At 46.0% G+C, this 13,233-nt stretch carries 11 protein-coding genes; 7 read left to right on the top strand and 4 right to left on the bottom strand.

All coding sequences use genetic code 11. The features are described 5' to 3' along the window. Positions 1 to 241 precede the first annotated feature (241 nt). The 3 genes from QUB13_RS24370 to QUB13_RS24360 all read right to left on the bottom strand — a co-directional run bounded on the left by QUB13_RS24370 (position 242) and on the right by QUB13_RS24360 (position 4,074). Positions 242 to 1,972 (bottom strand): NAD(P)H-quinone oxidoreductase subunit 4, encoded by a 1,731-nt coding sequence (locus tag QUB13_RS24370; RefSeq protein WP_333114381.1) that lies wholly within the window; start codon positions 1,970 to 1,972, stop codon positions 242 to 244. Positions 1,973 to 2,311: 339 nt separating this feature from the next. Continuing rightward, on the bottom strand, positions 2,312 to 3,013 hold the full coding sequence (locus QUB13_RS24365) for a DUF4079 domain-containing protein (protein WP_333385939.1): 702 nt from the start codon (positions 3,011 to 3,013) through the stop codon (positions 2,312 to 2,314). A 392-nt stretch (positions 3,014 to 3,405) separates the two neighbouring features. Next, positions 3,406 to 4,074, bottom strand: coding sequence for a YHS domain-containing (seleno)protein (locus tag QUB13_RS24360; RefSeq protein ID WP_333385936.1), 669 nt, complete (start codon positions 4,072 to 4,074; stop codon positions 3,406 to 3,408). A gap of 34 nt (positions 4,075 to 4,108) precedes the next feature. On the opposite strand from QUB13_RS24360, the gene QUB13_RS24355 reads away from it, so the two are divergent. The 7 genes from QUB13_RS24355 (at position 4,109) to minE (ending at position 10,264) form a co-directional block, all read left to right on the top strand. Continuing rightward, positions 4,109 to 4,240, top strand: a complete 132-nt coding sequence (locus QUB13_RS24355) for a hypothetical protein (protein WP_333385932.1) — start codon at positions 4,109 to 4,111, stop codon at positions 4,238 to 4,240. 271 nt (positions 4,241 to 4,511) lie between these two features. Beyond that, positions 4,512 to 5,126 (top strand): cupin, encoded by a 615-nt coding sequence (locus QUB13_RS24350; protein ID WP_333385929.1) that lies wholly within the window; start codon positions 4,512 to 4,514, stop codon positions 5,124 to 5,126. A gap of 67 nt (positions 5,127 to 5,193) precedes the next feature. After that, positions 5,194 to 6,648 (top strand): sensor histidine kinase, encoded by a 1,455-nt coding sequence (locus QUB13_RS24345; RefSeq protein WP_333385926.1) that lies wholly within the window; start codon positions 5,194 to 5,196, stop codon positions 6,646 to 6,648. Next, entirely contained in the window at positions 6,645 to 7,325 is a 681-nt protein-coding gene (locus QUB13_RS24340) for a response regulator transcription factor (RefSeq protein WP_333385923.1), read from the top strand. Before QUB13_RS24345 ends, QUB13_RS24340 begins: the two co-directional genes overlap by 4 nt. 387 nt (positions 7,326 to 7,712) lie before the next feature. Then, a complete protein-coding gene (gene minC, locus QUB13_RS24335) occupies positions 7,713 to 8,513 on the top strand; it encodes a septum site-determining protein MinC (protein WP_333385920.1) in 801 nt (266 codons plus the stop codon). Between the two features lie 325 nt (positions 8,514 to 8,838). Beyond that, positions 8,839 to 9,645, top strand: a complete 807-nt coding sequence (minD, locus tag QUB13_RS24330; protein ID WP_194066505.1) for a septum site-determining protein MinD — start codon at positions 8,839 to 8,841, stop codon at positions 9,643 to 9,645. A gap of 247 nt (positions 9,646 to 9,892) precedes the next feature. Beyond that, a complete protein-coding gene (gene minE, locus QUB13_RS24325) occupies positions 9,893 to 10,264 on the top strand; it encodes a cell division topological specificity factor MinE (protein ID WP_194008435.1) in 372 nt (123 codons plus the stop codon). Between the two features lie 328 nt (positions 10,265 to 10,592). Here the strand turns inward: minE and QUB13_RS24320 are convergent, their stop codons facing one another. Further along, positions 10,593 to 13,205: a chloride channel protein gene (locus tag QUB13_RS24320; protein ID WP_333385916.1), complete on the bottom strand. Its 2,613-nt coding sequence runs from the start codon at positions 13,203 to 13,205 to the stop codon at positions 10,593 to 10,595. Between the last annotated feature and the right edge of the window lie 28 nt (positions 13,206 to 13,233).

Below are 13,233 nucleotides of genomic sequence, written 5' to 3'. Positions count from 1 at the left end.
CTTCGTGATGACGTTGGACGTTCGCGAGCGGCTAAAATAACTAATAACTAGCCTTCGACTTCGCGAGCGGCTAAAATAACTAATAACAAATAACTAATAACAAATAACCAATAACCAATAACCAATAACCAATAACTAACAACCAATAACCAATAACTAACAACTTCTTTGACAAAAAAAACGATCGCCCTTTCAAAAAAAGCGATCGCCCAATTTTCAACAAAAACAGAATTCGATAAAATTATTTGACAATACCGAAAGCCGATGCAGATTCAGATCCAGTAATTTGGCCCAAAGCAGGGGCTGTTGGAGTCTGTGCAATTTTGGGTGTCAAAAATCCCTTCGCATAAATCTGAGGATTTTCTTGAACAATTAGGCTGTAAGATTGGCGGACTTCGGCGTTTACCGCCACAGTCGTCGCATCGTAAACTTGCATCGCCATGTTGGGATAAAAACCAATTCCCACAATCGGTATCAAAAAGCAAAATGCGATCGCCACTTCCCGAGGTTTAGCATCAATAAACTGTGCATCACCAGGCAAAATACAACTATTACCGAAACAAACCGCTTCATCCAGATTCTCTCGCTGATTCCGCAAATCTAGATCCTCAAGGTCACAAGCCGCCAGTGTCCCACAGTTGTAAAATAACTGTCGCAGCATCGAGAGCAAATAAATCGGAGTCAAAATCACTCCCACCGCCGCCAAAAACACGATCGCCGCGCGGAAAGAAGAGCCGTAAACATCGCTCGTTGCAACGCCTACAAAGACTGACAATTCGCTAGCAAAACCGCTCATACCGGGGAGTGCCAAAGAAGCCATTGCGCCTGCGGTAAACAAGGCAAAAACTTTCGGCATCACTTTCCCAATCTCGCCCATCTCGTCCATCACCATTGTATGGGTGCGATCGTAGGTAACGCCAGCTAGGAAAAACAATACTGAGGCGATCAAACCGTGGGAAATCATTTGCAGCAGCGCCCCGTTGATTCCCAAATCCGTGAAGGAAGCAATACCCAACAACACGAATCCCATGTGAGAAATCGACGAATTCGCAAGGCGGCGCTTCATGTTCGTTTGGCCGAAGGAATTCAGCGCGCCGTAGATAATGTTAACAACACCCAGCACCGCCATAATCGGTGCAAAGTAAATGTGTGCTTTCGGAAGAAGTTCCAAATTCAGGCGGATCAGTCCGTAGCCGCCCATTTTCAGCAACACGCCGGCCAGAATCATCGACACGGGAGAAGATGCTTCGCCGTGGGCATCAGGCAGCCATGTGTGAAATGGGAAAATCGCCAGTTTTACGCCGAAGGCAATGAACAATCCGCCATAAAGCAGGATTTCTAAACCCAGCGGGTAGTCCTTCAAGCCGAGTTCTACCATGTCGAAGGTAACGTTTCCTCCGCCGTAAAATCCCATTGCTAAGGCAGCTATCAAAATAAAGATGGAAGCGCCTGCGGTGTAAATCAAGAATTTGGTAGCTGCGTAGCGGCGGTTTTGTCCGCCCCAAATCGAGATTAGCAGGTACACCGGAATTAGTTCTAATTCCCAGACAATGAACAGCAGCATGATGTCTTGGGCGACAAATACTCCGATTTGTGCCGAATACATCACCAACATTAGGAAGTAGAACAATCGCGGCTTGCGATCGACCTCCCATGCAGCAAAAATAGATAGCGTCGTCACCAATCCCGCCAACAACACCAGCGGAACCGACAGCCCGTCAACCGAAACAGACCAGTTGAGCCCTAAAGAAGGTATCCAGGAATATTTCTCGACGATTTGGAAAGTAGAGATGCTCGGATCGTAGTGAGTCCAAAACACCCAGCACATCAATACAAAGTCTGCAATACCAACGCTCAGAGCATACCAGCGGACTGTTTTGCCGTCTGTATCCGGTAAAAAAGGGATGGCAGCGGCAGCGATGAGGGGTAGGATGACAATTGCGGTCAGCCAAGGAAATTGATCCGCTATCATGATAGTGAGAATAAATACTTAGTTGGAAGTTACGACAATTATAATACTAAATTTAAGTAAAACTTAACATTTGTAAATATATTTTTCCTCAAGCCCAGGGTTGTGAGTTAAATCATAGATAGTGAAAAATGTCAAGAGCTTTAGCAAGTCAGCCAGAAAAATCATTGCTACAATATAATTTTTCAGTTTGTTTTTTGCGCCGAATGTGTAAGGTGCGTCGCCGGAGATCAAGTCAATTAAATGCGAGGGCTGGCGCTTGCGACACACCCAAAAATTACAGCTTTGCACGATTTTGGAAAAATGGTATTACAAAGCCGGAAATGCTCCCAATGCTCCCCCTCACGGTTTCGGGCAAGTCTTATTGGGGAAATCACAGCTATAAATATAGGGTTTCTGCCAGTTCAGAGGAATTTGTAATAAATCCCTGGTTCCGGTCATTCCCTGTCCCAGAAACAGCAGCACAGCGATCGAATTCAAGATGACATGGACAGTGCGCCACCGATTCGATCGATCTTTGTAAATGTCTTGAACAATCGCCAGCGAAAACACCATCAGCAGCGCAGCGGTGATGCCAATGTAATAGTGAGACCAATACCATTCCTTGGTTAGCCGATAAACGCCATCTTGAGTGCCAAGAATCACCAAGCCAGCACCAGTCAATGTCGCAAATATGCCACGCCATAACGCCGGTGTCGATCGATAGAGCATCACCAAAGAAGCAATAGTCGCCACAAACATCAGCACAATGAAAACGACTTGAAACGAGTTTTTGCTCCAAATTTGTTCGGTCAAAATATGCTCAAAAATCGCGTAGCCTAAACCCAACAACGTCACTCCTACCACCGAACCAGACAGAATTCTACCTGCTTTCAGGTGTTCTGAACCGACTACTGGAGGAATTTTGCTCTTTTCCCCGGATGCAACTTGCTTGCGGCGCTGCATCGTTTGCCAAGCCATATTCAGCACCACACCAAGCATCGGAAAAACGATCGCTACAGCTAAAATCGGATGCAGCAAAGCCAGAAAATCTTTAAGTTCCATACAATACCCTTTCGTTTTTCAATTCGATTGAACCTCACATCTTGCGCCCATCTCAAATCAGGCTTTTTCATAGGGAAGAGCGGGTTTATTCAACCTCTCTGTAACTTTCTGTGACTGTTGGCGAAGTGAACCCCTACAGGACACTCGTGTTGCAATATCTCAGTTTAACTAAACTTTTGATACCTTCACGAAATCGATCGCGCGATCGAACAACACACAAGGCTTCAACAAAATCCCAGATAGTAGCAAAAGAGACAATAACTCGCCGGAGCGCCAGGGCGTTTCCATGTACAAACGAATGCCAGAAATATTATGGTACAAAATGTGAGTTTGAATCAAGTATGATAGCTACAAAAAGATTTCTGAGTATCCGGCATCAGCTTTAATTAAGCTTAACGTAACAATTCTTTGTTATTCAGAATAGTAGGCCAATTTTTGTTTGCTAAAGCAATATGACCGGGGATATCACCCATCCACTGTGCTTGTACTTTCTTGTCGTAGTTGAGATAAAGCTTCCCATTAACAATTTTCCAGGCATCAGGTTGGGTAGCAACAAGATTTCCTTCACTGGCAGCCTGAGCGCAATATCCACCGTATTCAGGAGCATATTTTTCAGGATTTTTAGCAAACATATCGCGGTTTGCTGCACTAGCAAACATCCAAGTTGTGCCACCCCAATTATGTTTGAATTGGCTAACTCCCATCACTAATTTGCTTTGGGTAAAATAGGCTACGACATCCTGACCGTCAAGAGCCATACCATTTTCGGTGTAATACTTAGGATGAACGGTTGTTGTGCTGTTTTTACCAGCGCAAGGATTGGCTTTACCAGCACAAGGATTGGCTTTACCAGCGCAAGGATTGGCTTTCCCCGCACAAGGATTGGCTTTACCAGCGCAAGGATTGGCTTTCCCCGCACAAGGATTGGATTCTCCAATCTTAAATGAAACGGTTGTAGAATTTGAGTTTGTGACCGCTTTGAAGTTGGCGTAGCTAACATTAGCTGTTGCCAAACCTAGAATAGTGGCGATCGCGATCGTGGTAAAGTATTTTACTTTCATGTGTTTAATTTTCCGATAAATTGTTAGCAGTTCCATGCCAGAGATTAGCTTGAGAATTCTTACTCTGTGGCAAATCGGCTGGCTTTTTGTTGTCCTCGACGCACTTTTGACCAAAGAAACCGGGTTTTTACTTGATTTGTGGGTGACAGTGAAGGATTCTTGGTAAAAAACCCGGTTTATGGCCACCCGTGCGTCAGTCCTAATGGTGTTGTCCTCAAGACTTGAGGTTATTTACATTAACACTCAAGAAAATGAGTGGTAGATGAGGAAGAGATGGATGGGAGATAAAACTCTGAATGTTTTATCTCTCGGTTTCTTCAGCAAAAATTCATCTAAGAATTAGGAAGGCATCATCTAGTTGCCAGGAATATCTTATAGACTGGAGATTAACCCTGACTATCTTTGAGTAGTTCAGTAATTTAATCGTGAGTTGAGAAATGATCGCAGGAAAAGACTGGTTAGTAACGGATGATGGACAGTACCGTGTTGGTGAGGCTATCAGTCAAACACACAATTTGACCCATCCCTACCGACTTTACCGCTTTTTAACTGACTTGGAAGATGTATTAGAACAAATTAGTGATGATTATTTACGACTCCAGGCAATTTGTCCTCTTGTTCGCAGGTTGTTAGATGGTTCTTCTTGGCTTCAAATTGCTCTTTTAGAGCCTGACTCTGAGACAGGATGGGCGGTACAAACACTTTATGATGAACCATTTTTTCCTCTAACGGTGCAGTTGGTGGCTTGGGCTCCGGGGGCTGTTTCTCCGATTCACAATCATGCTAGTTGGGGGCTGGTAGCGCTACTTAGCGGACAGGAAAAAAATACTTTTTGGCAGCGATCGCCAAATGCTAAATTTCCCAATAAAATCAAAACAGCGGGCGATATTGTGCTTGCATCTGGTGACATTTTGTGCTTTATGCCCGATGCAATTCATCATGTGGAGGCGATCGGGGATGAACCAACAATTAGTTTTAATATTTATGGTGAAACAGATTACGATCGACGTTTTGAGTTTAACCAGATTCAAGGCACGGCAGAAAATTTTTAAAGGAGCCTTATAATTAGAAATTGGGAATTGGGAATTGGGAATTAGGAATTGGGAATTGGTAAATTGAATGAAGCATATAACCAAATTTAGAGCTGCTATTAATCATTTTACTGGTAAGCGAATTTCTACTTCTTCGCTTCAGTTTCGCCTGACGCTGGAATTGCTGTTACTCTCGATTTTAGGACTTGGCAGCGTGGCATTTTGGTCTGGCTGGCAAAGGTCACAAAATCTAGTCGGTGCCCACAAACAAACGCTGGAATATATTGGAATGCGTTTTCCCGAACAGGTTGAACTTTATAGTGAAATGGGTTCCCTAGAAATTGGTTTAACCCGCAGCGTTCATAAAGCTTCTACAGGAGGAATTATGGTGTGGGTGAAGCGAAATGACGGGATGCTGTTGGTAAATTCACCTGATATGGATCTGCAATCTTCTAAGATTAGGAAGATGCTTTCGTTGACGCAAGTTCCTGCTGAGCCGACTTTTGTGCGGGTGGAAGATCGCTACATGGTAATCTGTAGCACGACTCTGAGAATCAAAAATCAGTTGCTGGGTACGGTATATTTTTCTCAAGATATCACTGACGAGCAACGTCAATTAAATGATGGGATTCGGAGTTTAATTATTGTCAGTATTGTGGTAATTTTGGTGTTAATGTTGGCGATCGCCAGTCGGATCCGCCATGCTCTGGGCCCCTTGGAACACATGAGTCAAGTGGCTAGCACTTTGTCTGCTGATAATTTGCAGGCGGCAAAACTCCAACTGGATGAGGCTCCTGATGAGATTTTAGGACTTGCACAAACTTTTAATGAGATGTTGTTTAGATTGTCGGGTTCCTGGGAGCAACAACGCCAATTTGTCGGCAATGTTTCTCACGAATTACGCACTCCCCTGACGGTTGTTCTCGGTTATTTACAAAGTTTGCTCCGACGCAGCACTAATTTAAGTGACTATCAGCAGCAAGCACTGGAAACAGCGGTTGGTGAAACTGAACGCACGATTCGGATGTTAGAAGATTTGCTCGATTTGGCACGGGCTGATAGTGGCAATTTGCACTTTCGCTTGCATCCGGTGATCCTGAATACTCTGGTGGCTGAGGTGGTTGAAATGAGTCAAAAAGTTAGCAATCGCAAAATCATTTTGATTTCTAATGATGAAGATGTTGTAGCCTGTGCGGATCAAGCTCGTTTACAACAAGTTTTAATTAATTTGCTTGATAATGCAATTAAGTATTCTGATTCGGAACAACCTGTGGAGTTAGTCTTAGAAAAGAGGGAAGAGCAGGTGATGATTCATGTGGGCGATCGCGGAATTGGTATTTCTCTCCCGCATCAAAACCGGATTTTTGAGCGGTTTTACCGGGTGGATGAGTCAATGACTCGCTCTAGAGACGGTACAGGTTTGGGATTGGCGATCGCCAAAAGCCTGATCGAAGGTATGGAAGGACGTATCACGCTGCGATCGAAACCGGGAGAAGGTAGTATTTTTACTATCACCTTACCTGTCTGGAATCCGCAACTATGAGCGATCGCATTCTCCTTGTTGAAGATGACCCTAAACTGGCAAAGTTCATCGAATCTGAACTTACTCTAGAAGGCTATCACGTCACCGTCGCCCCCAATGGATTGGATGGATTGACGATCGCCCGCACGGCCCAACCGGATTTATTGATTTTAGATTGGATGCTTCCGGGTATCTCTGGATTGGATATTTGTTTGAGGTTGCGATCGACTGGCGTGCAAGTACCAATAATTATGTTAACAGCAAAAGATGAAGTCCCCGATCGCGTAACGGGATTAAATGCTGGCGCTGATGATTATGTGACTAAACCTTTCAGTATCGAAGAACTTCTAGCGAGGGTAAAAGCACGTCTCCGTCGCCTCCAACCAAATGACCCAGATAGCTTAGAATTTGAAGACCTAATCTTAAATTGTTTAACCCGCGAAGTTTATCGAGAAAATAAACTAATTGAACTCACGGCTAAAGAGTTTGATTTGTTAGAATTTTTGCTGCGAAATCCCCGTCAAGTCATTACGCGCGATCGGATTTTAGAAAAAGTCTGGGGTTACGATTTTATGGGCGAGTCAAATATTATTGAAGTGTATATTCGGGCGTTACGGATTAAGTTAGAAGCAAGTAACTCAAAACGCTTGCTGCATACTGTTCGGGGAGTTGGCTATGTGTTGCGAGAGCAAAAGTAATATTACAACCTATTCTAGGTTTATGAAGTACACAATCCTAACCGGTTTTTTATCTAAATTATATCAAATCCTCTCTTCATCGGAATAGTAAATTCACTGTTGACTGTTGACAGTTAAAATCATGAGGAGTGCAACCGGAATTGCTATTAAAGGTCTAGATGCAGTATTTTTGCAAAAAAACCCGGTTTCTCACCACTGGTGCGTAAGTCCTATCTATGCCTGTACTCTCTGCGATCGATCAAAAAAAATTGTTCGCAAACAAAATATAATTGCCATAGCTGCCGTTAAAAATAAAAAAACCAGACTTTTCCCCCCAAAGGCTGAGGCAAAAGACGACTCAAGCTAATATTGATGTTAACCTGTCCCTACCCGAGATCGAACTGTTTCATGATACCCGATGCCTCTGCCGGAGCCGCTGCTGCTGCTCAATCAACACCCGAAATCAGCTTAGATTTGCAAGTCCGACTCAAGACTGAAGACGGACAACTATTGTTGCTGCTTCCCCCAGAAACCAACACCGAGGCCGCAACTGGTGCGGCTTCGACTTGGACTGAACTTTGCCAGCAGCTAAAAGTTAGGCTGAATGCAGGAGAACGCTTTTGGCAGCCAAATGCAGAAGTAAAATTGATGGGGAGCGATCGACTTTTAGATATCCGCCAACTGCAAGAAATCGCCGATGCCCTATCGGAAGTGGAACTGCAACTCAAACGAGTCTACACCAGCCGCCGCCAAACCGCCGTTGCTGCCGCTACTGCAGGCTATTGTGTAGAACAGCAGCCTCCGGTTTCTTCTCTGAGTCAAACGGTGGCCGAAAAACCGCAATCGCTGGCGGAACCTTTATATTTGCAGATGACAGTGCGATCGGGCGTAGAAATTCGCCATCCAGGGACGATCGTACTTTTGGGAGATGTAAATCCCGGTGGCTCAGTCATCGCCGGAGGAGATATCCTAGTTTGGGGGCGTTTGCGGGGCGTAGTGCACGCCGGTGCCGGTGGCAATACCAAAAGCGTGATTATGACCTTGCAGATGGAACCGATGGTGATTAGGATTGCTAAGTATGTTGCCAGAGGCCCTGAAACCTCACCCGCTCAGTTTTTCCCGGAAGTCGCCTATGTGACACCTCAAGGAATTCGGATCGGTAGAGCCTCGGATTTTGACAAATCGCAGTTAGTCGGGGGTAATGAGTAATCGATAATGGGTAATGGGTAATGGGGAATTGGTAATTGGTAATGGGTAATACTATTGATCTTTAAGCCTGCACTTGATAATTTTTCCCTTGGCTAAATTAGTCACTAAAAGAGGATTTAAAATTTAAGTGCAACTTTATAGAGAATTAGTATAACAAGGAGACTTTTGAGTTTTGAGTTAATTTACTGAATAACAGATTGCTGCCAAATTACCAAATAATCGTTGCTAATTATCAACCGATAATAAGACAAATTACCCATTGCCAATTACCAATTACTAATTACCAATCACAAATCACAAATTTCCAATAAATCTAAAATCGCTTATGGCTCGCATTATTGTTGTTACATCAGGGAAAGGCGGGGTAGGAAAAACCACCTCCACAGCCAATCTCGGCATGGCTTTAGCTAAGCGGGGACGCAACGTTGCCGTAATTGATGCCGATTTCGGTCTCAGAAATTTAGACTTGCTGCTGGGCTTAGAAAACCGCATTGTTTACACGGCCTTAGAAGTTCTCGCCGGAGAGTGCCGGTTAGAGCAAGCTTTGGTGAAAGACAAGCGGCAGCCGCGTTTGGTGCTGTTGCCGGCTGCCCAAACTCGGATGAAGGATGCCATCAGCGCTGAGCAAATGAAGCAGCTTGTGGGGATGTTGGGAGCAAAATACGACTATATTTTGATTGACTCTCCGGCTGGTATTGAACAGGGCTTTCAAAATGCGATCGCCCCGGCGCAAGAAGGCATCATTGTCACCACTCCAGAAATCGCTGCTGTCCGGGATGCCGATCGAGTCATCGGTCTGCTAGAAGCCAACAATGTCAAAAAAATTAGGCTGATCGTTAACCGGATCAGGCCTGCAATGGTGCTGGCAAATGATATGATGTCGGTGCAAGACGTGCGGGAAATCCTCGCCATTCCGCTGTTAGGCGTTGTTCCCGACGACGAGCGCGTCATTGTTTCTACGAACCGAGGCGAACCATTAGTATTGTCGGAAACGGCCTCTTTAGCTGGAACGGCCTTCGACAATATTGCCCGCCGCTTAGAAGGCGAAAAAGTTGACTTTCTCGATCTCAATTCCCGTCCCGAAAACTTTTTTACTCGCCTCCGCAAGTTCTTCAATACTAAAATTATGTGATGTGCTGCCATATTGGCGATCGACCTCAAACAGCAACCACCGCACCACAAAAATTACTTGAAAGTTTTCCCAAGTGATACCGGTTCCCCAAAAGCATCAAACTGCTGCCCCCTACTCCAACCCAGACGGGAATAAGTCATTCCCCAATCTTAAAATCTCAAACTTGTATTGAGCGAAGCCGAAGTATCTAAAATCTAAAATCGACTGACTTGTTCTATGCCCAACCCTTGACAAATCCGCTATACCCATGCTATACACACTTCTCGAACGACTTTTCCCGCGCACCCCTGACAACAGCCGCGACGATGTAAAACGTCGCCTGAAACTGGTTTTAGCCCACGATCGCTCAGAGCTCAGCCCCGAAATGGTTGAATCGATGCGCCGAGAAATTCTAGAGGTGGTGTCTCGCTATGTGGAAATCGATACTACTGAGTCGGAGTTTGCGCTTGCTAGCGATCAGCGGGCGACAGCATTGATTGCAAATCTCCCGATCCGGCGAGTCCGCCTCGAACAGCCACGGGAGAATTTGCCCCAGAATTTGCCCCAGAATTTGCCCCAAGATATTCCCGAGTATGTACCGGAGTATGTCGTGGACATTCTCCCGGAAACGACAGATTAACCGGGGAGCATCTGCGGCTTTGTAAAAATATTTTTTTGTGGGAATGCGAGCCTTTACTAGGCGATCGCGCGACAGCGCTACAAAAACAAAACTCAGATGCTCTCTCAAAAAATGCGATCGTTTCTATTAAAATTTTTTCAATATCAAAACAAATCACCGGATTAGCGATCGCTCTACGATTTCTATTCTGTTCGCTAGATTACTATAACAAAAACGTTTCGCAGTGCGGACGACCGTCCGTAATAAGAACGGACAGTCGTCCGCACGAACCTTATTTACTGTGGCTAATCGACCGGAAACTATATCTCTTGTGGTTCATTTTCTTGCTTCAAGACGCTCTCACCAAAATTACATTGCAGTTGCTTTGACGAGAAATCAGGGCTGGAATATTTCCCTGTTTCATCTGTTGCAACAATCCCTCTCGACTCGCACCCAAAATAATCACATCGCTCCCATCCTGCTTGGCATAACTCAATACTGCAGCCGACACAGAATCAGCACATACAGAAGTCGTTAAGATAGAGGCATTCACTTGGGGCTTGAGAAACTCAGCGGCAGCTTTCAAGATTTCTTCGGTTGGTTCAAAATCAGCGCGATCGGCTTGGCGCTCCTCAGAAGCATCGTACACATGAAATAATCTGACTTGTGCGGTTTTGGTCAGAGAAATCAATCCAGGTAGCAACCGAACTGCTTGATGGGCATTGGGGCCGCCTGCCATTGGTACTAACCACCGCTCAAAAATTGCTCGATCGGTTAACTTCACCAACACCACTTCACAAACAGCCAGTCGAATCATAGTATCGACAACTCGACTAAAAACCTGCCCCGGTGTTTTAGTGCTGCCTTTCCACCCCATGAAGACGAGATCGATATGTCGCTCTTCGATCGTTTCGAGAATGGCACTTGACAAATCATGCGCCACTAGAATCTGGGTATGGATCGGAACTCGCCACGCTTGACACAGACGGATTGCCTGCTTTAGTAGCTTTTGACCCTCCGCCGTTTTTACTGGAGTTTCTGCAAGCACCTGATGTCTCGGCACAACAATCACCTGCAAACATTCAATTTCATAGTTGCGATCGCGGGCAATTGCCACTGCCATTTCTAACAGCGTCAGGGAGGTTTTTGGATTGCTCAACGGCACGAGGATGCGCCCTTGTCCAGTTTCTGGCGATTTGGTTTGGTGAACGATCCGAGATCGTTCTAGCTTGGGTTGAGCGAGACTTTCGTTGTTGAGATAAGCTGCTTCAACGCGAATAATATCGCTGCGGGTAATAATACCGACCAATCGCCGTCCTTCTACGACTGGTAAGCTATGGAGATTGTGTCGATCGAGCAAATGCAGCACATAGGCAAGCGTATCTTCTGGGTTAATGCGAACGGGCTCTGGTGTCATCAGCTCGCTGACAAGATTCTCACCATTCAATCCTCGTGCAGAAAAGTTGGTAATATCCTTTTGAGTTACAATGCCGACAAGCTTGCCGCTTTCTACCACCGGAAACGTGCGGTGGGAAGACAGGGAAAACGCCTGTAACGCTTCTTCCAGACGAATCCCACTAGAAAGCGTTTCTACTTTCGGCTGCATCACATCCAATGCAGTTAGATCTGTCCAAGGATCTTGAGCGCTCGTTTCTTTCGTCAGGTGAATGCCTTTAAAGGCGAGCAAGCGATCGTAAAGCGAACCTTCATCCAGCAATTCTGCAATCAGGTAAGAAGTCACAGATACGATCATCAGCGGCAACACTAAATTAAAGTCAGTCGTCATCTCAAACACTAGGATTACCGCAGTAATCGGAGTGCGAGCAACCGCACAGAAAAATGCCGCCATCCCCACCCGTGCATAGGTGGTTGCCAGACTTAAACCCAAAACTTGGTGTTCTCCGACTCCTACGAGGTATCCTAACGCTGCACCCAGTACCATGCTGGGAATCAGCAACCCGCCCGGTGCGCCAGAACCGTAGGTGACGACGATCAGAAAAAACTGGATGCAAAAGACGATCGCCACGAGTTGCCAGTCTGCATCTCCGGTTAATAGCAGTTCTTTGAGTCCGGCATTGTCTCGAAATATATCTGGTAAAGCAGCGAATGCAATTCCCGTAATCAGCCCAGCAAATCCGATTCGCCAGGGTAAGCCGACACGGAAAAAGCGGCGGTACAACGTCAAACTTGTCAGGATTGAGCGATTGAACAGCACGCCAAGTCCGCCTGCTAGGATTCCCAGCAGCAGGTAAAAAGGAATCTCAGAAGCAGAAAAGCTGGTATTAAAGACAACAAGATGCAGGTCTAAATCGAGATTGTGCGAACCACTGATCCGAGCGACAACTGACCCGATGAACGAAGCTAGGATCGCGGTTCCCAAGGTGATTCCTGACACGTCTTGCAACAGTTCTTCGACCACAAATAAAACACCTGCGATCGGCGCGTTAAACGCGGCTGCAAGTCCCGCTCCGGCTCCGGCTGCGAGGATCTGACGGCGATGATCGGGTGAAGTTGGGAACCATCGACTCAGTTGACTCGCTAACGCTGCCCCAATCTGTACCGTGGGGCCTTCTCGTCCGAGGGGTATGCCGGCAGCGAGTATGAGGGTGGCGCTGACCAACTTCACTAGGGCAATTCGTAAATTCAAAGGCATCGGAACGTTGGCGAGTACCGCCTTGACTTCGCTCATGCCGCTCCCGCTGGCGGCCGGAGCCAGGCGATCGACTATCAATCCAGACAAGAATCCGCCTAGGGCCCCGATCGAGGGCAGCGCAATATAGGCCGGGATTAAATGCGTTGCCTGCTGCCGCCAGCCGCCGAGCCAACCTACTCCTTGTGCCAACAACAGCGCAGCCAGTCCTGACACTAGCCCAATCAGGCAGGCTTCAAAAATCGCCAATCGCTTGGGACGCAACAGTAGATGGGAAAAGCGACTCCAGATAAGTTTTCCGATGCGTATCATTTTGGGTTTGGGAAAAGTGCAGACGTTG

Origin of the sequence: Microcoleus sp. B4-D4, from assembly GCF_036705185.1 — a bacterium.
Lineage (GTDB): Bacteria > Cyanobacteriota > Cyanobacteriia > Cyanobacteriales > Microcoleaceae > Microcoleus.
This window is presented reverse-complemented; position numbering and strand designations above follow the sequence as displayed.